Raw genomic sequence first — 24197 nt, 5'->3', positions numbered from 1 at the left:
TTTTTCTTTTTCTAATTGCTCTGTAAAGAGTAGCTTTTGATACATTTGTCATTTCTTCTATTTTTATTTTTTTGAGAAATGCTGCAACAAAATCTTTTAAACACTCAGGAATTAATACTTTTTAAAAATTCATTTTCTAATTCTACTATATTTTTTTTACGAGCTTTTATTTTTCTTACGGGCACCCCAACATATATATACCAATCATCTAAACTTTCTTTTACCATACTCATCGCGCCAACTGCCGCCCCTTCTCCTATTACTACATTGGGAAAGATAATAGAATGCGCACCAACAATGGCATGCTTTTTTAAAATAACTTTTCCAACTTTCACATTTTTATATTGATGTGGAACAGTCGGTCCCATTAATGTATTTCCGCTAAAATCATCAATTGCTGCATATACAATTGTACTTGATGAAATATTTGCAAAATCATGCATTTCAATCCCCATTTCTCCTCCAAATAACGCTGTATATGCCGCTATATGCGAATAACTTCCAATTGTAATTTTGCCACTTAAAATGCAAAAGTCATCGATTCTTACATTATTTCCAACAGATATAGCACCTGGATTATATATGCTGGTTTTTTTACTTATTAATACATTTTCCCCGACAGATAGAAAGCCAATTTCGCTCAACTCTTCTTGACTATAAAAACTATTCATCTGTGGAAACCCCCTTCTGCATTAAACACATTATAATTTTCTCTACGATTTCTTTTGTCATTCCTTCCCATAAAGGTAGACTAATTATTCGTTTTTCTATTTTATTTGTATTTGTTAAATCTGTAGACTTATATTTTTTAAAGAAATCTTGTTGATGACAAGATGGTGAAAAATATGATCTAGCTTCTATCTTTTGCTTTTTCAACTTTTCTATTATCTGCATATTGTTAATTTTTTCTGAACCGAGAATAGGCATAAATTGATGAATAACTGCTTTTGTCTTTTGAACTTGCCAGCCTTTTTTGATTAATCCCGTACTTTGTAATAACTGTTTATACCATTCAGAGATACGAGTTCGTTCTTGCATTTTTTGATCCCATTTATTTATCGTTGTAATCCCAATAGCTGCTGCATATTCAGTCATTTTACAGTTAAACCCCATCATCGTACATTCACGATTATGATCAAATCCGAAATTCCCCATTCTTTTAATTTGATTTATCTCTTCCTCATTATGGCTATATATCATACCACCTTCACCAATTCCGAAAGGCTTTGTTGCATGAAAGCTATATACAATCATACCACTAAAATTCTGACCGTAATGTACACCCTCATGCATTAATCCAAACCCTGGTGCCGCATCTACAACAACCGGAACACCCTTTTTCTCTAATTCTTCATAGTCTTTCAAGTCCATCCATGATCCGAATGTTGCATATGGAACAACAACTGCAACCTCTTCGTTTAATTCATCAATCTTATCCAAAAGTACCGTTTTATCCATACACCAATCATCTAATGAAATATCAATAAAATAAGGCTCCAAGCCACACCAAATAGCTGCCAATGGAGTAGCAGGGAATGTAAAACTAGGCATAAGAGCATACTTTCCTTTTTTTCTTTTCTTACATTGAATTGCCGCCATTAACCCTAGCGTTGCGTTTGCTACTGTTGTAACTGCTCCCCTGTTCTGAAAAAATTCCGACATAATTGTTTCTTCAAAACGTTGATTTATAGGTCCATAATTTGTATATATGTGGGATATATCAATTTGCTCTAATTTATCTAAGTACTCGTTTGCAGGTACAATTGACGCACGTAAAAAAGGAATATTCTCCATATGCATCTATTCCTTTCTATCATTTTCGGACAATATAGAGCATATCCGTTTCAGATAATCCGAATTTCCTAGCAATTTCTATTCCTTGTTTCTCAGCTATGTTATACAATTCTACCTTAAAGCCCGCATTTGTTAATCGTTGAATAAATCCCGATCGATTATAAATCCTAACATGATCTTCTTGACCAAAGGCTAATTTTCTCAATAATGGCGTTACAATAGATTTATCCTCTATAATAAAATCTACATTCATTACGATTGGCACTTGAATAATTCCCCATCCATTTGGCTTTAGTACCCTATATAATTCTCGCATTGCTTTTTCATCGTCAGGCACGTGTTCTAATACATGACTGCATAAAATAACATCAAAGGTATTATTTTCGTATGCAATTCTCGTAATATCAATTTCCTCCATTAAAGAATCCTTTGGTTCTAAATCCCCACATATATAAGTAATGTTTTTAAACTGGTTAAGCCATCCTCTTACCTTCTCTTCAGGTGCAATATGAAGCATAGTATAATTCCTACTTAACAAATCCGTCTCTGTTTCAATGTACGCACGATACAACCTGTCACGATCCATCGAATAGCAAACTGGACAGATACCTGTATCTTTATTCCACATCTCAAATTCATATTTTAGAAAATCATAATGTGCTGGCCAAGGAGAAAAACTTTTAAATTCTTGATTGCAATATTGGCAATAACAAATATTCTTCTCAAATATATGAGTAACTAGTTTAATTAACCCGTTTTTTATCTTTTCATTATAAATTTGATCTAGTTCTCCACTTCTTACTGCATCCTTAAGTATAAATCCCGCATTCTCCAAACAATAAGATAGGCTCTCTTTATAATCTTGTTCAGTATTTAAAAATCCACTATTATGTGCATCTGTAATTAATTCAATCCATTCTTCAATTGTCATTAATATAAAGTACATTTGTTTTTGATTTTGTCCACTATGTTGTCTAAAGTAGCTAAGAGGTTCCTCTATATAAACTACTTTTCCTTTCCTCATCATATCTAACCAAGTTGCAATGTCATTAATAGAAGAATACGCTTTCCCCTTAAAATAACCAAATTTCCCTCCAAAAAAATTGCGATTAAACAAAACCGTTGTCGGTTCTCCAACTACGTTTTTCAAGTTTTTCAACATATAATTCCCTAGTGTTTCCCCTTCAAAAATTGTAGTTTCTATGGCAATTTTCATATTCAATGTTGAGGGGGGTAATACCTCTCCATTCTCATCAATCAGTTCACGGTACGACGTCACAAATGCAATGTTTTCTAATTCAAAAAAGTATTTCATCATTCTCTCAATCTTTTCAAGATGAAATAAATCATCGTCTAATAAAAAATTTATATATTCACCAGTAGCAAGCTCTATACATTGATTAAAATTTTCAGCCACCAATGGATTTTCATTTTTAACATATGTTATACATTCATGTTCTTTTAAGTATGGCTGGATCATTGTTTTTACTTCATCATTTGTACTATCGTCAGAAATTATAATTTCAATATTTTCATAGGTTTGATTCAAAGCACTTTTGAGGGCTAATTCTAAGTAATGAGGTCTATTGTAGGCAGGAATTAGTATACTGACTTTTGGGAGGTGCGAGTTGATATTCATACGCTGTTTTTTCTTTTCAATATTTATTTTCTTTAGCTTGATTTTTTGATAGTAGTCCAATGAATATAATATGGATGATGGAACAATTCTTCTTGCATAGTCTAGAAAATTTGTAATAGCTCTGTCTAACTCCTCCTCGGAGGATAAGAAACCATATTTTTCTCCAGCTATAATAATACTATGAGAAAAATCCTCTAACCCATCCATCATTTTATTAGATTCATTTAACTGCTGATTTGAATGTAATCGAAAGTAACTGAGTGTCTCCGCTATATATACTGCTTTCCCTTTACTTAGTAAGGATAACCATGAAGCTACATCTACGTTGCAAAGATACCGCCTTTTATCAAATACACCATACGGTTCTGTTAAATCACTTTTACGAAATAAAACCGTTGTCGGTTCTCCTATATAATTCTTTTGATTCATAATCACCATTTTTCCTAATTGTGACCCATCTATAATTGTATCTGTATAAAATAAACGCATCGTTGAATAAACATCTGGCAATAGGTTTCCTTCTGCATCCATTACTTGGCGATGGGATGTTACAAGTTTAATTTCATTATCTAGGTCATTTAAAAAGTATTTCATCATTTTTTCAATTTTATTTACATGAAATAAATCATCATCCATTAAGAAGTTTATATACTCACCTTTCGCTTCATGAAATAACATACGTGAGTTCTCAAATTGTCCAAGAGTTGACCTATTTTTTATATAAATAATATTTGAATGATCATACAAGTACTTTTGTAACACTTTCTCTGTTTCGTCGTTTGTACTATCATCCCCTATTATAATTTCTATATTAGGATACGTTTGTTCTAATACACTACATAAAGCTTTTTCAAAGTAGTGTGGACGATTATACGTAGGAATTAATACACTTACTAAAGGCGTTTGATTTATTTCCTTTTCATTTGTACCATTTTCCATTCTATTCCTCCGCCTTTTTATTTATTTTCACTTTTGAAATAGACATGCTACTACAAATCTATTTATTAGACGAACTGGATCTGAAGGTGTTGCGAAAAACAAATAAATAGCTTTAAAAACAGCATCTATGTTGACATAGTGTAGAATAAACCTGGATAACTTTTTTCGTCCCATTCTATTTATTTGTAAAATGCGGCATTCTTTTTTCAATAAATGCCTTTACCCCCTCCTTCACATCCTCTGTTTGAAATACTTTTCCAAAGTAACGCGCTTCAATCTCAAGCCCTTCTTGTAAAGGTACTGCTGCCCCTTCGCGAATTGCCAACTTCATATAGGCGAGAGCTGGAAGAGAAAATTTACTTATATCCCTTGCAATCTCTTTTGCTTTATTTAACGCCTCTCCTCGAGGGGTAATGTAGTTAACCAAGCCTATTTCTTTTGCCTCTTTAGCTGTAATCGATTTCCCTGTGAACATCATCTCTTTTGCTTTGCCTTCTCCAATTAATCTAGGTAAGCGTTGGGTTCCTCCAGCCCCAGGAAATAAACCTAACGTAATTTCCGGTAATCCAATTAAAGATTGTTCTTCTATTATCCTTAAGTCACAAGCAAGTGCTAATTCACATCCACCACCTAGTGCTAACCCATTAACAGCAGCTATAGTCGGTTTAGGCAGATTCTCTAGTTGCTTAAGAGGTTGGTGCAATTCTAATGATTTCATCTCGGCATATTTTTCACCTTTGCCCATCCAATCTGGAAATTCTTTTATATTCCCTCCTGCTACAAAGGCCTTTTCTCCACTTCCAGTTATAATTACGACTGAAATATCATTATCAATTTCTATTTCCTCTAATACATCTACTAATTGTTGAACTACTTCTAAACTTAAAGTGTTGACTGGTGGATTTTGAATTGTAACGACTGCAATACTTCCTTTTTTATTACAAGTTACTACACGTTCATTCTTCATAAAAAATCCCCTTTTAAACTACCTAATTTTTCACAGCACCAAGCATCTTTACTTCACTCACCATCAGCCTAAATTTCCGGATATGGTTCCGCTTTTAGAAATTCATCAATTTATTGTATGAACTGTAGAAGCATAAAATGAGCAATCCTTTCTTGGCACCATTTTATAATCTCAACATATTTTTAAATTGTTCTTTTACTATATTAATTGGCTTCATATTTCTTTGGTTTCCGTTACGCAGTTTCTGAAGCTGGGGTGACTCGTAGGAAAAATGAGATAAGGAGACTGATATATGAGGTACATTAAAGGAGAACAATTTAAGCAAGACACTATTTTAGTAACCACTTGTATTTAAGTCTTCCTTAACTAATTTGTTGTAATTACAAATAATAAAGCGACAATGTAGTTATTTACGTTTAAAAGTTTAAACAAGTATAACCCCGTTCTAAATTAGGACGAGGTTATACTTAAAATCGTTTAATTTTTGATGTAGGATATTCTCTACCCAAAAATATAACAATAAATTCGTTTAAAAATGAATTCTTTGGCTCTTTATATATTTCTTCTTGAACGTTTATACATTTTCATTGTAACTAACCAGCTAGTAATTGTGATTCCTGCAAAAATTAATAGCAGATTACTATACAAATGAGTAGACAGATCAGCATTTATAGGTAATAATTTTCGATTTAGCAAATGTATCGATAATAATCCACCTACAATCGCAATACCCATTCCTTCTGATAGAAAGCTTGTGAAATTAAGCAAACTCATTCCAGCACCAGCTTCCTTTTGTTCCAAACTACTTGAAACAATGGTAGAGATAACTGTTTTCGTAAAAGAAAGCCCGCCAAAAACAAACATTACTATAATTGTTATGACCCAAGGCGTTGTTTCTATAAAAAGGGCTGCTATTAAAAAGCTTATAGAAAGAAATGCAACTCCAGTTGTTAATACAAATAGAGAACCTTTCTTATCAACAAGCACTCCCCCAATATAACCGAAAACAATAACACTCATTGCTCCTGGAAAAATAATCCCACTTCCAATTGTGGCAGTACTTAATTGGTAGACATCTCTCATCATATAAGGAACCATAGAAAGAAATCCTGCTACGGTTCCCAATATAAGTCCTCCACAAATGATTCCAATCATAAATGATATATTTTTGCCTAGCGAAGGATTAACAAAAGGATTAGACACTTTTCTAATATGTTTAACAAATATCAAGAAACATATAATGCTAACAACTAGAAAGGAAATTCTATAAGATGTCGTAAACATTATAAAAAATACAATACCAACGGACATAAATATTATTCCTTTAACATCAATACTCCCTTTTATTACATCTTCCTGTTTCAATAATTTTGCAAGGAAGGGAACAGTGATAATCGTTACAACAGGCAAAAGCAGTATATAAGACCAATGAGCATATTCGGCAATCACTCCACCAACAGAGGGTCCGACACCTTCTCCCATTGCTACAATGGACCCAATAAGCCCAAATGCTTTACCGCTATTTTCTTTTGGAATATAGCGCGCAATAACCACCATCACAAGTGCTGGAAATGCAGCTGCGCCAGCTCCCTGAATAAACCGAGCCAAAATAAGTACGGGAAAGAAAGAGTGTCCAACAAACCCGATAACTGATCCGAAGCAATTTACTATAATTCCAAATAGGAGTAGCTTTTTAATGCCTAACTGATCCGATAACTTTCCATATACAGCTGTTCCTATAGAAAAAGTTAATATGAACGCTGTGTTTATCCAGTTTATACTTGCTGGTTCCTTATTAAAATCACTAGCGATATCAGGTAATGAAACATTCAAAACCATTTCGTTTAAAACACTGAAAAAAGAAAGAACACAGAGCCATAATAAAATTTGATTATGGCGTAATATTGAATGTGAATGAGATGAATTCACACTTTACCCTCCAATAATAAGGGTAGACGTAGTTTATAGGGTCATTGATACGCTTTCCCTCTTTAAATGTACCCAATTATATTTATTGCACTTCATAAATAATTCCTCCCCAAAAATGATTTATATATTATATCACACATATATAATTTAAAATAAAACATATTCTACGATACGTTGTGCATAGATAATAAATTAATCCGACAATCCGGAAATAACATATTTGAGCATAAAGAAATAAAATTCCTTAAAGAGAAGCATGTTGAGCTTCTTGAGAGTCAAGCTTATTTTGAAGCTGTGGCAAAGATGATTGAACAAAACAATTTAATTCTTTTAGAACAGATGAAAGCTCTACAGCTAATTCAGAAATAACAAACTTATGATTGATTAACTCTACATATGCTTCCATAAATAATGTATCTTTATTTATACCATCAGCCTCTGTTTTTACAGGGGCTTTTGTTGTGCGTTGATTCATATTTTGAATTTGAATAGTTTCTTTCACATGTACGAATAGATCTTCTAATAAACCTGGTGTAGACTCTAATTCTTGTTTTTCAATTTCCTCTGTGACAGCACTTATAAATTCCCATAGTACTTTTGCACCTAGTAGTTCTGCTAATCGTTTTTCACGCATTTCAAATGTTTTCATGTTCAAGCAAATACACTCCTATTATTTATATATAATGATAAAAATATTATTTTTTTATGTAAAATTTCCTAAAACACTTTCCAAACTTAAATTTCTAAAAAATAACTACATAATCTTAAAAATCTAATATTATTCAACACACTTCGTGTTGTTCTGAATCAAAAAAAATTGTTTGTACTGTAACACCATAAAAATTCGCTAATTTTATTTTTATATTATCCCGTGGAATTCTCTGACCATTTTCATACATTTGCAATGTACTAACACTGATTCCCACAGCTCTTGCCACTTCTTCTCTAGATTTTTCATTTCTTAATCTAATTAGATTTTGGGCCACTCTTTCATAATTCATATCTTCTCCCCCTAAGACCACATTTCGTGTTGTTATTTTAAATATAAACCGCACAATTTGTGTTGTCAATAGATTCTAATTATCAACTTTTAAAAATTTTAATTATTTAACACATATTGTGTTAATATATTATCAGGTGATAGAATGAAAACGTTTGGAAATATAATTCGTGATTTAAGAAAACAAAGAGGAATTACGCAAAAAGAACTTGCTCACTCGCTTCAGCTAAGTGAAAGTACGATTGGTATGTACGAACGAAATGAACGTCAACCTGATTACAATACCTTGATACGTATAGCAGATTACTTTAATGTATCTACTGATTTTCTTTTAGGGCGAGATTTTAATGTTACAGAGGACGGAAACAAAATAGAATTAGATCAATGGTTAAAAGATATAAAGTTTGCACCATCCAAAAAGCGTGAAGAATTAAAACGTTTTTGGAAATTTTTAATGCAAGAAGAAGAGTAATCAAATACCCCTCCACCTTCACAGGGTGGAGATCTTGAGTTCGAGCCAATCCGAGTCCATAATTGTAGAAACTGTATCAAATTAACGTTTGATGCGGTCTTTATTTTCCGCTGACTTGCCGCCCAAACATGGTGGCGGTCAGCTGCAACGGGTAGTTATACGTCTCTCGTCTCGTTTTCAAAAACGAAATAGGAGGCGTTTTTTCTATGACACCAAATAATGAAGAAAGAATTTCAAAACATGGAGGAAAACATGTAAAGACAAAGTTACGAATATTCGCTATACAAACGATTGACGATTTGTTCGAAAGATCGATCTACACCCACTTTGCATCAGTATAAAAAAACATCCGATACTTTAGTATATCCTCGATTACAAAGGTCTTAGCAGAAAGATAGATACAATTACGACTGATGTGATCCGCAATTACATAGTATTTATGAAGAACGAAAAAATACAGCTTGAAGACCATAATTACAAACCTGATGATTGTAAAACAGTTGGTCTCTCTCCTTCAACGATTAATACACGGCTGAAGACATTACGAGTGATGTTCCGCTTTTTAGTTGATGAAAAATTGATTGAGCGTAATCCTATGCAGCAAATAAAAAGCGTAAACGAATCACAAGAGGAGATTGCTGTACTTACAGTTGATGAATTAAGACGTTTACTTGATACTCCAAATAAACGAAGCTATAGCGCTTTTCAACTATTATGAATCTCTTATAGACACGTTCTTGCGTATCAGCGAAGTGCTGTCACTTACAGTTCACGATATTGATTTTTCAATAGTAACTACCTCCGATTATTATTCAATTCTTTTTCCTACGTATAAATCTGACCCCTGAATTTCTTCGTAACGTTAATTTCAAAAAAGCTTCAAAACTTCTCATTTGTATATCTTGGAAGAAGCGCCGGTAGAAAGATGATCAGCTACTACTCTCATCTCTCACACTATTAAATCTAACCCTAAGTCGATTTTGTAGCGGAGAAACTGAAAAAACTCGCAAAAAGACGTGAACCGAGGTTCACGCCTATATTTCAATTATTCTTCATCTTCGTCATACATAAAATGTTTAGCTATCTACCACTTAGCCTACACTCTTAACTTTTGAAGAATTTAAGATACTTAACATCCTCATCTTCAAAACATCTTCCTTCTGATTTTTTGTTAGCAAAGTTAAAAAACTCTTTTGCTATTTCTAAATTACCCAATTCATACGCAACTTTTCCTGAAATAAATTCTTTTTCACCTGTATCAATACGCATAAATCCGGTTAAAAACATTTTATCTGACCATTTTTTTGCTGTCTTAAAATCCTTTACAATAAAACAAGTATCAATAATATCATTCACTAAATCATAACTTTCATTATAAATACCTTTCGGATTAGGCAATACACTCCAAGCCTCTTCTAATAATGTAATAGACTCATTATGATTATTGTTATCAAATTCATCATTACTCTGATTAACGAGACTTTCGAATTTCTCTTTTATAGGTGATTGTAATATAGCCATATTGCTCCTCCTTAAATAAGGTCTTTAATCAAATCAAAATATTTATCATCTTCTTTAAAAAATATCTTGTAACCTTCTAGCATGTATGCTTTTTATAAATATTCCTTAGCTTTTTCAAGTTCTCCACATTCGAACAAGCTCTCTTCAAGTCTCAATAAAATCAATGGATTCGAAATACCGTCTGGACAGTTTAAAGCATTATAAAAATTACTTTTTGCCATTTCATAGTCATCTTTAATAAGATAAGTGTCGCCTATTACTGTATATAACCAAGTACTTGCTTCCCAATCCGTCTTTGGTGCTGGCACCATATCTAAAGCCGCTAAATTTTTCTCCAATGCTTGATCAAATTGTTCTACTTCAAATAGAATATCTCCCTCTTCACATAGTTGTACAATTCGATTGTATATTTTGTCATCTAGTTCTAGTTCAATTCCCTTTACCTCCAATTATTTTTTAGTTGGTGGCAAATATCTCTCACCTAATTTAGTGCCTGCTGAACTATTTAAACTAAAATGATCCAATTCATAATTAACAGAATCTAGCATCCATTTTCTAACTTCCTTAGACTTTGCTCCATAATGCCTACCAATACTATTCCACCACGAGACAGCATCGGTTAGATGAGCCATATCTGATTTACCAAGATCATACCACACTCCATCACTTGCCTTAAATTGCATTTTACCGGCACGTGTTGTCCTAATTCTTGGTGGATTTTCATTTTTCATTTTTTCTATTACTTCACGGCCAGTTCTTGATTTCTTTCCAGGTGTCTTTCCTAAATATTGTTCTCTCAAACTTTTAACTTTTTTAGGTGACGATTTTTTTATAGTACTAGCAGATCCAATCGTAAATACGCGATTTTAAGTTCTCATGCGTCAATTCAAATATTAAGTATTTTATATAAATGAATATAAATTATTCTAAGGTATATCCTAACGCATCTGTCGATTTGTAACTATATATACTTGCATCAGCATCTATAACCTTATGTTCATTGCGAAAAATCTCTAACAATTCCAATTCATCATAAATAATCCCCATCGCGATGGCTCCTTTTATCCTTAATAAGGGACAACGGTTATATATAATTATTGCTTCTGAAGCTATTTTTTCCTCTTCAAAAACAGCTTTTATATAGTATATTTTAACATTTAATACTAAACATTTCCTTCCTTGTATGGTAATAATATTATTATGTTGTTTTATTAGGACATCAATCAGGAGGGAAAGTCTTTGAATGCGGATTTACGTGAATTTATTCAAAAAAGTCAAAATCATTTAAGTTCTTCTGCAACATCAACAAGGTTAAAAGAAGAACAACATGCGGTTATTTCTGAAATTGAAAAAATACTAAAAAAAGATACGGAACTAAAAAACTATATGTTAAATGGCAGAGTAAAAAAGCCAGAAAGTTTGAAAGAAAAAATCATAAGAAAAGCAGATTTTTTTAAAGCTGCTCAAGGTGATGCAGTTAAATTTATTGATCAAATTTTAGATGATATCATCGGAATAAGAATAATCTGTTTGTTAAATGATGATGAGGACCAAACATATAAAATTTTAAAGTCACATTTTTCAAAAGAACACGTTTTTACAGGGGGAAAGTACTTTATCGCAGATACAGAAGAAGACCCCACTTATCCCTATTTAGCCTATTCTTATGAAGATCAACCTGTCCAACAGAGAAATGGAAAAGACATCTACAAATTAAAGTTAAAATATATTACAGGTGAAGATACATTCACAAATATAGAACTGCAAATAAAGTCTTTAACGCATATGTTCTGGGGAGAATTAGAACATATGTTATTCTATAAAAATTACAAGTTCAACCTAGATAATGACTTCCACTCCAAACTAATGGGTTCTATTGATACCATTTTAGAAACCCTTAACGCTCAATTGAAAGATTTGAAGGGGCATCTTTCTAAAAATGATAAACTTAAAGAAACTAAAAACATGGTTACAAAAATTTTATATAATAAATTTCATGAATCTATAAAAAAAATTCATGACACTGAATTAGATTTAAGAGAAGTCTATGGTCTTATCTCACAATTATATTTTTATGAATGTAGTAATTACCAAGAATCTTTACAAATCACCCAAAAACTATTATCAAAAGTAACTGAAATACAATTTACAGATAATGAATTTGATTTTAGTACAACAACAGATACAGAAGGTTCAATCGAAGACTTTAAAATCCTTTTAGATAACTACATTGAAGAAGGAATATTAAATCAAGATACTCCTGCTATTTTTGAAGAATTGGCTAAAAATATTGAGATTTTATCTAAAGAAACAGATATTTTTTGGTGTTGTTTACTAGTTATTCATACAAAACTTTCAGTAGATCAAGAACATCAAGGAGACTTGCCTAGTCATTATCAAAATAGCCTAGTTCAACTAACATATATGCTGTTAAAAACTTATATGGGTAAGTATATTAATGATATTGAGATAGAAGATATCGATGAAACTCCTCTGAATTTATCTTTTGTAAATAATTGTATTTTAAAATCCCTTATTGAATGTTTTCATTCACATAAAAAAATGGATTTTTTCCTTGAAGATATACACCAAGAGAATATTATCAATATAATAAGAAAGTTTCTAGAATCCTTTGATGTTAATGAACCTATATTATCGTATGGCGCTACCCCTAACGAACTAGAAAAAATTTCTTCCACTATGGTGTTTATATTAAAATTACAAGTTCAATATTATTTGAATAGAAAAATAGATTTACAAATTATTAATGAAATAAAAAATAACGTTACCACTTTAGCAGACGTCGATTTTGATTTCAACATTGACTCTCAGCAGCTAGCTTTAATTTCTGAAAGTAAGACTAAAATTACAGATTTAAAACATTTACAACAGAAAATTTATTTCAACTAATAGGAGGACAAAATCATGTTGATAAAAAACTATTCTCAATTTAAACAACTGGATATGGATATATTTATGTTTTCACTTACAATTGAAGAAATACTCGAGAACTATAAAGTAGATATTTATGATGAGGAGAACGGAAATAATGGTTACCAACGTCCACCTATTCCATCACATTATAAAAACATTGCAAAGTATTTAATTGAAAACTCTGATTCAGTATTTCTACCATCCGCTATACTTGGGGCAATAGATTATGAAAATATATATTTTCAAAGCAGCGACGAACTAAAATTCCGAACAGAAATACGCATAGTTGACGGACAACATCGAATTAAAGGTTTTGAATATGCAATAAATAAATTGCAAGAAAACGGGGACATAACAAAATCAAATGAATTATTAAAAGTCGAACTTCCTATCATCTTGATGGCAATTAATCATTCTCACAATGATAAATTAAATGAAATAAATGCGTTTATCGATATAAACAGCAAAGGGAAACCAGTTAGTACAGATCTTGCAATCACTTTAAGAAATACAATATATTCACAGTCCACTGACTATTTAAACAATGCACATGAAAGAAAAGAAAGAATTGCTACTAAAACATCAAAATATCTTACTGAAATAGAAAGCTATTCAATGTGGTACCATGCAATTAAAAGAACCCCTAGCGATAAAGGAACAATTATTAGTTTAAACTCATTTAATAAATCATTATATCCTATCGTTGATCAAATTGATAAAAATTTACAAGAAACTGCAGGTTTTAGCAAAGCAATTCAAAAAGAAGATGTTGATAATGCGATAAAAGAGTTGCAACTTTTCATTTTACAAGCATGGGAAACTATTTATGACAAATGGCACGGATGTTTTGGACCAAATAGAACTTTTGAAAAAGGTTATAATATCCAAAAAGGTATAGGGGTACATTCACTCCATTTAATTTTATCCGAGTGTGTATTCGCAATTTTCAATAGAAATATTGAGGACAATTTACAAGAACCTCTTTCCAAGATTTTTATAGATTCCCTCGAACTCTTTAATAAAAAAATATATAAAAGCAGTGTAACGGAAGAGGATTGGCTTGCCGGAAAAAAATTCAGTGGTTACAATTCTGCTTCGGGATTTAAAAAAGTAAAGTATTATATCTTGCATGGAGAATTCCCTAACTGACAAATAAAAACCACAACCATATAGTTGTGGTTTTTATTTGTCGTTTATCTAAATTAACTATATTTATTTTGTCCCTAATAATGTAGTGTTTCCTTCCACATTTAAAAGATATTTTCTTGATTTTTTTCTAACTTAGATACAAGCTCAAATCCTTTTGTTTTCTTAAAATTTATATTATACTTAAAGTTAACCATAGAATCCGAACAATCAATAGTATTAAAGTTTAATGAATTTAATGTAGTTTTATCAATCTTTACAGAGAAAATGGCTGCCTTTACACCTATTAGGAAATTCACCTATATTGCTCAGCCGGAACAAAACACAGTTACCATCCTTAGCTACGTTGATTATACGGTAAATACAGTAATAACGGTTGGAGAATCTCCTAGGATTATTAGGATATAAAGTTTAATGCGTATTAATATTCAAGGGATACTCAGGTTTCAGCACCTTGCTTAATTTAACTTTACACACTCAGTATTTCATCTATACAATTAACCAAGTACTTTCTCTATATTCAAGGACTAATCTTTTACTTTTTAAGTAACGATTTATATACGGCTTCCCTCTCGTAAACACTTTAATACATATTACCTTATAACTCCTGAATATTTTCTATAATCTTTTCTATTACAACCCTCTTTAATTTTGTTTATCCATTAATGCATATCCTATTCCTTATGTCTGCCTAATCTTCCTCAAGAAATTCATGATACAAGTAAATAACCGTTCCATATGTAGAGTATTTAAAGGAAAAGAACGAGACTTACTGGGCTCTCTTTTTTTCTCATCCTTGTAAGAAGCTCTTTTACATCTAATTCTATTATATTCCTGCTAAATAACATGCTCACTAATAAGTAACATATTATATAACTATATAACAGCCTTAGCAAATCATTAAAGGAATCTCCTTTCCCCTATCGAATTATTTGTAGAAGAATGGAGAGGAATACATGGAAATTCTAAGGTTAGATCCTCACGCATTAGCGGCTTTAGATGCACTTGAATACACCAACCGTCGTAATAAATTAATTGAAGACTCAGAGAATAAAATATACGAGTGTAAAGAGATAAAAGAAATACTTCAATCACTCCCTAAAGAGAAGCAGGTTGAGGTTCTTGAGAGTCAAGCTTATTTTGAAGCTGTGGCAAAGATGATTGAACAAAACAATTTAATTCTTTTAGAACAGATGAAAGCTCTACAGCTAATTCAGAAATAACAAACTTATGATTGATTAATTCTACATATGCTTCCATAAATAATGTATCTTTATTTATACCATCAGCCTCTGTTTGTACAGGGGCTTTTGTTATGCGTTGATTCATATTCTGGATTTGAATGGTTTCTTTTACATGTATGAATAGATCTTCTAATAAACCTGGTGTAGACTCTAATTCCTGCTTTTCAATCTCCTCTGTAACAGCACTTATGAACTCCCATAGTACTTTTGCACCTAATAGTTCTGCTAATCGTTTTTCACGCATTTCAAATGTTTTCATATTCATAATGAACACTTCCTTCTCCTTATTTTTTAATGAGTTTAAGTTATCTAAATTATGACGTAGCTGCCATATTTGGCAATTTAAATATCTTCCGCCCTCTTGTAAATTATAGTTTACAAGAAGGCCCAAAAATAGATTCTACATTTGTCCCTAAAATGTCTGCTATTTTTATAGCTAGCTTAACACTGGGTTGTTTTTTATTATTCTCTATTTCAGAAATATAGGTGCGAGATAACCCCACAAGCCCTGCTAACATTTCTTGTGACATCAGTTTTTCTTTCCTCAACTCAGCTATCTTATTCATTTATCCAATCCCCTTCATTCTTGTATTCATTTGATTACAAAACAATTGTAAACCATGGTTTACTTTATCGTCAACAATGTTTTACATGTTTTTTCTTTATTTTAGTTTCTTTTTGTAAATTATTGTTTACAATTGTACTAGGAGGATTACACATGAAGAAAACTCTTGGTGAAATTATTAAAAATTATCGTTTAACAAATAAGCTATCCTTGCGCGATTTTGCTCAAAAATGTGATGTTAGTCATACTTATATAGACAAACTTGAAAAAGGCGTAGATTCCAGAACTGGAAAACCTGTAGAACCAACACTCTTAGTAATAGAAAAGATTTCAAAAGCAATGAATATAAGTACTAAATCTTTATTAGAAGAAATAGGGTTCATTGCAAAAGACTATAGGGAAGTAACTGATACAGAATTAGAAATAGGGTTTAATGCTATTAAAAATGCAACTCCTCAAAAACGTGAGGAATTGAAGAAATTTTGGGAGTTTATAATACAGAAAAAAGATTAATATATCTATAAGACCTTCACCTAATAGGGGAAAGCTCTTGAATTCGAATAACTCCAAGTTCATAGAAATAAAAATCGCGTTAAATCAATGTTTGATGCGATTTTTATTTGTTTACCCTCACTCTTTATAATCAAAGTAGTCACATCAATTGATCACTTCACCTACAAAATCTTTTTTTGCCGCACTTCTTGCAGTGTTAACAGTACCTACAATTTTATTTGATTAAGGAGTTAATCTTAGTATCCATATATACAATAAATAACGAAGTTCCATATACATAAAGTAAGTCATAATACAGAATCTTTAGCTTAGGCGCTAACTTAATTTATACGCTTATACTTCATCTAACGTAAGTAGGATAAATCGTTCTAGAAGGAGTATAAAACACCAAGCCATTATCTTGGTATCCCTAATCTTCGATATGCTTCTCTTTTAATAAAACCGCTCTATGTTTCAAAGCACATACTACAGCATATAAAAGTATTTATCACCGTCTCCATTACGGTCTTACGTTTAGGTGCAAGATTATCTGTATGTATCGTAATTTTGTAAGTATACATCAATATCTCTGACTGTTTAATTGGGAAAATATCTGTAATCTTGTACACTAAAATGTTCCCTACCCCATCTTGATAAAACTCTCATTTTATTTCACCTTGTAAACAGCAACATTTTAACAATACATGTAAACATCAACGAATTTCCATTTAACTTTCGAAAAAGAAATTTCATATCCATATAAAAACTTCAGAGTAGTATAAGCTCGTTCTAAAATCAATCCAGGTTCTCCTTTTTTGATATAATAATCATCAAAAGTATCCATAACTTGGTATATATTATAGTCATCAGGCTTACTAAAATAAAATCACTCAATTAAAATGTATTTCTATTCTATATCATCATCAGCAACTTTTCTTCTTATAATCCGGAAATCATAACCCAATTAGCAAAATGTTCGCTTCCATAATCATGAATCCATGCCATATCTTTAATATACCCTTTGAATTCTCTTTCAAATTGATCATAAAATTCTCTCATTTCTTATACTCTTTGAATAAAATTAAACTTTTATTTAACTGTTTCTTCTTTGTTTTCTCCTAAATCTTCTATTGAAAAATCTGATTCTAGAGTTGTATGTATTGTATTGCATTGAATTATCATAATTCATCAATACTGTTCCAATTACACGAAATATCTCTTCCATCTAAAAGTTTGCTTCTTATCCCTAATTCATCAACTCTTTTTAAATGTAGGTATACCTCCTTGTTTACTATTTTATATTAATGGAAACAAAAAGGTTGTCGTTTATCTAAGTATCCTATATTATATAATTATCAAATTACGTACGTAAAATGAGGTGTGGATAATGGACGCTAGTTTTAGCTATAATTTCCCTTCCGTACGAGGGAAACAAGCTGGTAAAGAGTACTATGTTGTAATGTGCCCAATGAGATTAATACCAAAAATTTTTCTTTTTGATGAAGAAGAAATTCCTCCTGAGCATCGATCTCAACGAATTTTAAATAAAACGAGAATTCCTGAAATTACAAATTATATTTTGAATAATCAACAGGACTATACTTTCTCTTCATTAACGGCAAGTGTTGATGGAAAAATGTCATTTGAACCTTTCTCAAATGAAGAACAATTTAAAAATATTGGTCGTTTAAGTATTTCACTTGATTCACGCTTTCTAATTAATGATGGACAGCATAGAAGAGCAGCAATTGAAGAAGCACTAAAAATCAGTCCAGAATTAGGAGATGAATCAATATCTGTTGTATTTTTCCATGATAAAGGTCTGATACGGTCACAGCAAATTTTTGCTGATTTAAATAGACACGCAGTTAATACAACATCTTCTATAGGAATTTTATATGATCATCGTGACCAACTTGCATTACTTACTAAAGAAATTATAACTAAAATTCCTTTATTAGAACGATATACAGATAGAGAAAAGGTTTCTCTTTCTAAAAATTCACCGAAACTTTTTGCTTTGAATCATATTTTTAATACAAATAAAAAATTATTAGGAAAGAAAAAAGGAGAGATAGTTTCAGAGCAAGAGAAAGAATTCTTAACTTCTTTTTGGAGAGAATTAACAAATTGTATTCCAGAGTGGCAGCAAATTCTACGAAAAGAAATAACCCCTCGTGAACTAAGAGCCACATATATTGTAGGGCACGGGATCTTCTTAGAAGCAATTGGACTTATAGGTCATACACTGCACCGAGAACATCCTATGAAATGGAAAAAGTACATTCAAAATCTGTCGTCAATCGACTGGAATCGTAGTAATAAAAAAGAATGGACAGGTCGCGCTTTTGGACAAACTGGTAGAATCAATAAAAATAATCAAACCATTCAACTTACTGCTAATTTGATTAAACAAAAGCTTTCTCTTCCTTTAACAGAGCATGAACAAGAAATTGAAAATAAGTTTAAACTAGGTGATTAATATGGGCTTTAACATACTAAAAGAAAACAATCTACAGGAGTTTGCTGCAGAAGCAAAAAATGAAATTAAAAATATCTATTTAAACGATAATCGTCCATGGGTAATTGGATATAGTGGTGGAAAAGATTCGACAGCTGTTGTACAACTTGTGTTTACGGCTCTTTCGGAACTTCCAAGAGAACAGGTAAATAAAAAAGTTTATGTTATTTCTTCTGATACTCTTGTAGAAACTCCATTAATAATTTCATCTATTGATAAAACACTACATCGTATACAAGAAAAGGCACTAGAGCTTGACTTACCTTTTGAAACACATAAAGTTAAGCCAGACATCAAAAGTACATTCTGGACATCTATTATTGGTAAGGGGTATCCCTCCCCTAGGCAGAAATTCCGTTGGTGTACAGATCGTATGAAGATTAACCCTGCTAACCGCTTTATTAAAGATAAAGTATCAAAATTTGGTGAAGTAATTATGGTACTTGGAGTCCGTGAAGCAGAAAGCCAAACACGTGCCGAGGTTATGCGATCTCATACTACAGATGGAAAAACATTAATGAGACACTCTACTTTACCGAATGCATATGTTTATGCACCTATTCGTAAATTTACTCTTGATAATGTTTGGGAGTATTTATTAAACGATAGTTCTCCTTGGGGAGATAATAATCATGAATTATTAGGGCTTTATCAAAGCTCTAATAGCGAATGCCCCTTAATTGTAGATAAAGAAATTAAAGAAAGTGCTGGATCATGTGGTAACAGTCGTTTTGGTTGTTGGACATGTACAGTAGTAAAAAAAGATAAAGCTTTGGCAGGTTTTATAGATAATGGTGAGGAATGGTTAAAACCATTATTAGAATTCCGAAATTGGCTATCTGAAATTAGAGATGTGCGTGAATATCGTCAAAAAACTCGTATGAATGGGCATATGTATTTTACTTCTATTGATGTTGACCAAATTGATAAAAACATATACACATTTATACAAGAAAAAGATTTAGGGAATTACCTTAGAAAACACCACATTGATTTATCAAATGCAGAAGATCTTAATTTAATTATTGAGACTGCAAATGGTGAATATAAGCAGCTTGGTTTAGGACCTTTCACACTTAACGCACGCAAAATGATTTTAAAACGACTTCTAGAAACTCAAAAACAGGTTAAAAATCCATATGATAAACATTTTCTACTAATCCAACCCGAAGAGCTTAAAATGATACGTAAATATTGGTTCGAAGACGGTGAATGGGAAGATGAATTACCAAAAATATATAAAAACATCAATGGTGAAGAGCTTGATTGGGAGTATGATGATCGACCACTATTTGAAGATGATCAAATTACTGATCTTGAATCATTATGTAAAAAAGAAAACATTGATTTAAATTTGTTGAAAAAGTTAGTTTCGATCGAAAAGAACTATTCCGGCTTTAAAGTACGTCGTGGTGTAATTGATAACTTCAAGAAGGCATTAAATCAAGAATATTTACACCTTTAAAATGAAAGGAAATACAAAATGAAATTCAATAAGTTAACCTTATCAAATATAGGGGCATATTATGGAAACAATGAATTTATTTTAACTACCTCTCCTCCTCATCAAAATGTTGTACTGTTTGGTGGGAAAAACGGGGCTGGTAAAACCACTCTTTTAAACGCAATTAAATTTGGACTTTTTGGCCCGTTAATGCTTGGTTATCGCACAGAAAATGAGGATTATAAAAAGAAAATCCTATCTTTCTTAAATAGAAAGGCAATAAGTAATAAGGAAAGTTTTTATCAAATAAAATTAGATTTTACAAAAATCGAAAACTATGAGAAATCAAACTATGAAATGATTCGTCGATGGGAACTAAAAAACAGTAACCTTAAAGAACAACTACAAATAATAAAGAATAAACAATATTTAAACGAACAAGACAAGGACATTTTCTTATCTAAATTACGTGAAGAAATGCCACCCCATGTTATAGATTTATGCTTTTTTGACGGTGAAGACATATCAAGAATTGTATTAGAAGACCGTTTGGCAGAGTATATCGAACACAGCTCTAAAGTATTATTTAACTTAGACTTATTTGAGCATTTAGAAAAAGATCTTTCTCAACTAGTTAATCAGGAATTTAAGGATAGTAATTCTGCAGAAGTAAACAATCAACTTTTAGAATTAAATGTAAGTTTGAAACAACAACAGAACAAGAAAGATTTCATTTATTCTAATGTCAAACAAATAGAAAATGAAATTGAAAAAACAAAAGCGAATATAGAACAAGCTAGAAGTGACTTTGAAATATATGGTGGACTTTTTCAAAAAGAGCGAGATCGCTATAATTTACGAATTAATGAGATTGAACATATTAGAAAAAAAAATACTGAAGAAATTAAATTATTTATTGCAACACTTCTTCCTTTCTATTTAAACAGGCATTTGTTAAGTAAAGTTCAACAACAAATGGAATATGAACAAGCTAATGAAACTTATGAACATGTAAATCATATGTTAGAAAAAGTAAATTTAAAATCTGTCTCTGAAGGGTTAAAACCTTATATAGGTACTGAAGAAAAGAATAATTTGGATATCACAAAAGTTGTAATTGCTGAACTAATGAAACAAATTAAACCTAACACAAAAAAAATTATTCATCGGGCTTCATTTAAGCAACGTAGTGAAGTTGAAAACATGATGAGCCAAATTAAAAATGTTGATATACAAACTTATTTGTCTTTATTCAAAGAAAATCAATCATTATTAGCTGAATCAAAAAAACTTCGTGATCAATTAGCAATAAATGATAAAAATAATGATTTTAACAATATTCTTGATTCTATTGAAAATTATTCAAATCAATTAGAAAAATTAAAACAACAAAAAGACAAAAAAGCTGAAGAAATAATTGAACTAACAAAACAAATCGAAAAAATCGAATCTGAAATTAAACAAAAAAGAAAACAAATTAATGACCATCAAAAGTATAATAACGTTTATAACATTTCAAATAAATTGATTACAATTAGCGAACAATTCCGTGCACTACAACGCCAAAAAAAATTACAACAAGTACAATATGAAGCAACAACTATGATGAACAAACTATTACGTAAAAAAGAATACCTTTCTACCATAAAAATCGATAGTAACTCTTTTCATGTTACATTATATAACAAAAATGGAGCAGAATTAAGCAAAGACACCTTATCTGCTGGAGAACGCCAAATTTTATTAATTTCTATTATTTGGGCCATGTTAAAAACTTCTGGTCGACGCCTTCCCTTAGTATTTGATACCTTACTAGGACGTTTAGATCAAGCCCACAAAGAAAGTTTATTAACACACTTTATTCCAGTATGTAGTGAACAAGTCATTATTCTATCGACTGATTCAGAGATTGATTTTAAACACTATGCAATGATTCAAACCAATTTAGCTAATCAATACACGATTGAGTATAATATCCTTGAAGAAAAAGTGGATATACAAAATAATTACTTTGAATTTAATGTTCAGGAGACTTATAAATGAATTTCAGACTAAAAACTTCTAAATATACTGCAGAAAAATTAAAACAGCTTCAAAGTGCAACAGGTTTGGCACCCAATGTTTTAGCACGTCTTGCTGTAAGTATGGCACTAACACTTCCAGATCCTGCAACAGGTCATGTGCCAGACCTAAATGGATTAGATTTTAATAGAAGTACACTTACTGGGGAAGCGGATGGAATTTTTAAAGCCTCTATTATTCAACATTACGGTCAAGAAATTTCTGAAGAAGAATATTTCCCTAATCTATTCAATTCGTATCTAGAGCGCGGAATCCGTATGTTAGTAAACGAATACCAACATGCTGGAAATTTTGAAAAATTAATTATGAATTTTCTTCAGCAATAGGGGTGTTAAAATATGCTTTATTTAGATAATAGCGCAACTACAAAAATTAATGAAAAAGTACTAGAAGCAATGCTTCCGTATCTAAAAGAAGAGTTTGGGAATCCATCAAGCAAATTTTATACTCTTGCCGCAAATGCTAAAAGGGCGGTTGAAAAAGCTCGTGAACAAGTCGCTAACCTTCTGGGTTGTGAGATAGACGAAATAATTTTCACAAGCGGGGCATCTGAAAGCAACAACATGATTCTAAAAGGTGTTACAGATTATTATGCTACCCAAGGAAATCATATTCTCACTACAAGTGTAGAACACCCTTCGGTTATAGAAACTTGCCGCTTTCTTGAAACAAAGGGTATTCATGTGACATATTTAGATGTTGATCAATATGGACGCATTAACCTTGAAAAATTAGAACAAGAAATTGAAGAAAATCCTCCTATCCTTGTTAGTATTATCTGGGGAAATAATGAAATTGGTTCTTTAAATAATATGAAGGCTATTTCAGATATTTGTTTGAGACATAATGTATTCCTACACACTGATGCTACTCAAGTTATCGGTAAAATCAATATAGATTTAACTCAATATCCTGGTATTACCTTTTTATCTGGATCTGGGCACAAATTAAACGGGCCTAAAGGAATTGGTTTATGTGTTGTTAAGAAACACTCAGATGGGTATCGAACTAAATTAACCCCTCTTCTACATGGTGGTGGTCAAGAATATGACTACCGTAGTGGAACACTTGCTGTTCATAACATTGTTGGAATTGGAAAAGCGTCAGAATTAGCTACTAAACATCAAGAAAAGAATACAGTATATCTAACAGAATTAGAAAAATATCTGATTGATATACTGTATAATAAATTAAATGGCAAAATAACTATTAATAACGATAATAAGGATAAAATTCCTGGTATACTAAGCATGCAATTACACGGGATTAATAACGAATTATTCATAAAAAAAATAGGCCATATTATAGCTTTATCTACTGGATCAGCTTGTAGCTCAACCAAACCTAGTCATGTATTAAGAGCTATTGGTTTAGACGATGAAAAAATTAGAACAACTATTAGAATTTCTTTGTCAACTGATATAAAAAAAGAGGATTTAGACATCTTTAAAGAGTTATAAAAAGACCCCCAGTTTTAAAAATGAACTATTTTCTAAACTGGGGGCTTA

The 24197-nt window shown here is 31.4% G+C and carries 24 protein-coding genes and 1 pseudogene; 11 read left to right on the top strand and 14 right to left on the bottom strand.

The window, feature by feature from the left end:
- Positions 1-104: 104 nt before the first annotated feature.
- From D1166_RS15635 to D1166_RS15600, 8 genes are all read right to left on the bottom strand, one after another.
- A complete protein-coding gene (locus D1166_RS15635) occupies positions 105-671 on the bottom strand; it encodes an acyltransferase (RefSeq protein WP_001084201.1) in 567 nt (188 codons plus the stop codon).
- Complete coding sequence (locus D1166_RS15630; RefSeq protein ID WP_000427938.1) at positions 664-1794, bottom strand: aminotransferase class I/II-fold pyridoxal phosphate-dependent enzyme; 1131 nt, start codon at positions 1792-1794, stop codon at positions 664-666. The genes D1166_RS15635 and D1166_RS15630 overlap by 8 nt, the downstream gene beginning before the upstream one ends.
- A 19-nt stretch (positions 1795-1813) precedes the next feature.
- Positions 1814-4372 (bottom strand): glycosyltransferase, encoded by a 2559-nt coding sequence (locus D1166_RS15625; RefSeq protein WP_097855523.1) that lies wholly within the window; start codon positions 4370-4372, stop codon positions 1814-1816.
- A gap of 175 nt (positions 4373-4547) precedes the next feature.
- Entirely contained in the window at positions 4548-5339 is a 792-nt protein-coding gene (locus D1166_RS15620) for an enoyl-CoA hydratase (RefSeq protein WP_098213316.1), read from the bottom strand.
- Positions 5340-5891: 552 nt separating this feature from the next.
- Positions 5892-7268, bottom strand: coding sequence for a Tet(L)/Tet(K)/Tet(45) family tetracycline efflux MFS transporter (gene tet, locus D1166_RS15615; RefSeq protein ID WP_098213317.1), 1377 nt, complete (start codon positions 7266-7268; stop codon positions 5892-5894).
- A gap of 33 nt (positions 7269-7301) precedes the next feature.
- A complete protein-coding gene (locus D1166_RS32360; RefSeq protein ID WP_106081929.1) occupies positions 7302-7364 on the bottom strand; it encodes a tetracycline resistance efflux system leader peptide in 63 nt (20 codons plus the stop codon).
- A 148-nt stretch (positions 7365-7512) separates the two neighbouring features.
- Positions 7513-7923, bottom strand: coding sequence for a hypothetical protein (locus tag D1166_RS15605; protein WP_098213318.1), 411 nt, complete (start codon positions 7921-7923; stop codon positions 7513-7515).
- A gap of 127 nt (positions 7924-8050) precedes the next feature.
- Positions 8051-8269: a helix-turn-helix transcriptional regulator gene (locus D1166_RS15600; protein WP_098213319.1), complete on the bottom strand. Its 219-nt coding sequence runs from the start codon at positions 8267-8269 to the stop codon at positions 8051-8053.
- Positions 8270-8413: 144 nt separating this feature from the next.
- Between D1166_RS15600 and D1166_RS15595 the strand changes: the two genes are divergently transcribed.
- From D1166_RS15595 to D1166_RS31810, 3 genes are all read left to right on the top strand, one after another.
- Entirely contained in the window at positions 8414-8740 is a 327-nt protein-coding gene (locus tag D1166_RS15595) for a helix-turn-helix domain-containing protein (protein ID WP_098213320.1), read from the top strand.
- A 206-nt stretch (positions 8741-8946) separates the two neighbouring features.
- Positions 8947-9081 (top strand): hypothetical protein, encoded by a 135-nt coding sequence (locus tag D1166_RS31815; protein WP_255263875.1) that lies wholly within the window; start codon positions 8947-8949, stop codon positions 9079-9081.
- A gap of 98 nt (positions 9082-9179) precedes the next feature.
- Positions 9180-9458 carry a hypothetical protein gene (locus D1166_RS31810; protein WP_229172724.1) on the top strand — a complete coding sequence of 93 codons (279 nt, stop codon included), beginning with the start codon at positions 9180-9182 and terminating at the stop codon, positions 9456-9458.
- 386 nt (positions 9459-9844) lie between these two features.
- On the opposite strand, the gene D1166_RS15585 is transcribed toward D1166_RS31810, so the two are convergent.
- The 4 genes and pseudogenes from D1166_RS15585 to D1166_RS31805 form a co-directional block, all read right to left on the bottom strand.
- A complete protein-coding gene (locus tag D1166_RS15585) occupies positions 9845-10261 on the bottom strand; it encodes a hypothetical protein (RefSeq protein ID WP_098213321.1) in 417 nt (138 codons plus the stop codon).
- Between the two features lie 11 nt (positions 10262-10272).
- Positions 10273-10695: pseudogene (locus D1166_RS15580) on the bottom strand (tetratricopeptide repeat protein).
- A 15-nt stretch (positions 10696-10710) separates the two neighbouring features.
- The gene (locus D1166_RS15575) at positions 10711-11061 is read right to left on the bottom strand and encodes a GH-E family nuclease (protein WP_255263876.1); all 351 of its coding nucleotides are present in this window, start codon (positions 11059-11061) and stop codon (positions 10711-10713) included.
- 121 nt (positions 11062-11182) lie between these two features.
- Complete coding sequence (locus D1166_RS31805) at positions 11183-11308, bottom strand: hypothetical protein (protein WP_255263877.1); 126 nt, start codon at positions 11306-11308, stop codon at positions 11183-11185.
- 192 nt (positions 11309-11500) lie between these two features.
- Here D1166_RS31805 and D1166_RS15565 point away from each other — a divergent pair, with 192 nt between their 5' ends.
- Positions 11501-13171 carry a nucleotidyltransferase family protein gene (locus D1166_RS15565; RefSeq protein WP_098213322.1) on the top strand — a complete coding sequence of 557 codons (1671 nt, stop codon included), beginning with the start codon at positions 11501-11503 and terminating at the stop codon, positions 13169-13171.
- Positions 13172-13186: 15 nt separating this feature from the next.
- Complete coding sequence (locus D1166_RS15560) at positions 13187-14344, top strand: DGQHR domain-containing protein (protein ID WP_098213323.1); 1158 nt, start codon at positions 13187-13189, stop codon at positions 14342-14344.
- A 1095-nt stretch (positions 14345-15439) separates the two neighbouring features.
- On the opposite strand, the gene D1166_RS15540 is transcribed toward D1166_RS15560, so the two are convergent.
- Together D1166_RS15540 and D1166_RS15535 are read right to left on the bottom strand one after the other, a co-directional pair.
- The gene (locus D1166_RS15540) at positions 15440-15850 is read right to left on the bottom strand and encodes a hypothetical protein (RefSeq protein WP_098213325.1); all 411 of its coding nucleotides are present in this window, start codon (positions 15848-15850) and stop codon (positions 15440-15442) included.
- Between the two features lie 103 nt (positions 15851-15953).
- On the bottom strand, positions 15954-16151 hold the full coding sequence (locus tag D1166_RS15535; RefSeq protein ID WP_098213326.1) for a helix-turn-helix transcriptional regulator: 198 nt from the start codon (positions 16149-16151) through the stop codon (positions 15954-15956).
- Positions 16152-16303: 152 nt separating this feature from the next.
- Between D1166_RS15535 and D1166_RS15530 the strand changes: the two genes are divergently transcribed.
- From D1166_RS15530 to D1166_RS15500, 6 genes are all read left to right on the top strand, one after another.
- Positions 16304-16663 (top strand): helix-turn-helix domain-containing protein, encoded by a 360-nt coding sequence (locus D1166_RS15530; RefSeq protein ID WP_118043349.1) that lies wholly within the window; start codon positions 16304-16306, stop codon positions 16661-16663.
- Positions 16664-18029: 1366 nt separating this feature from the next.
- Entirely contained in the window at positions 18030-19124 is a 1095-nt protein-coding gene (gene dndB, locus D1166_RS15520; RefSeq protein ID WP_070184203.1) for a DNA sulfur modification protein DndB, read from the top strand.
- A 1-nt stretch (position 19125) separates the two neighbouring features.
- Entirely contained in the window at positions 19126-20628 is a 1503-nt protein-coding gene (gene dndC / locus D1166_RS15515; RefSeq protein WP_070184204.1) for a DNA phosphorothioation system sulfurtransferase DndC, read from the top strand.
- Between the two features lie 18 nt (positions 20629-20646).
- Positions 20647-22650: a DNA sulfur modification protein DndD gene (gene dndD / locus D1166_RS15510; protein WP_098213328.1), complete on the top strand. Its 2004-nt coding sequence runs from the start codon at positions 20647-20649 to the stop codon at positions 22648-22650.
- The gene (locus tag D1166_RS15505; RefSeq protein ID WP_070184206.1) at positions 22647-23015 is read left to right on the top strand and encodes a DndE family protein; all 369 of its coding nucleotides are present in this window, start codon (positions 22647-22649) and stop codon (positions 23013-23015) included. Before dndD ends, D1166_RS15505 begins: the two co-directional genes overlap by 4 nt.
- A gap of 12 nt (positions 23016-23027) precedes the next feature.
- The gene (locus D1166_RS15500) at positions 23028-24149 is read left to right on the top strand and encodes a cysteine desulfurase family protein (RefSeq protein ID WP_098213329.1); all 1122 of its coding nucleotides are present in this window, start codon (positions 23028-23030) and stop codon (positions 24147-24149) included.
- The last annotated feature ends 48 nt before the right edge of the window (positions 24150-24197 follow it).

The sequence above is a fragment of the Bacillus sp. ISO11 genome (assembly GCF_003458115.1).
Lineage (GTDB): Bacteria > Bacillota > Bacilli > Bacillales > Bacillaceae_G > Bacillus_A > Bacillus_A cereus.
The sequence above is the reverse complement of the archived record's forward strand: the minus strand, read 5'-3'. Positions and strand labels throughout refer to the sequence as shown.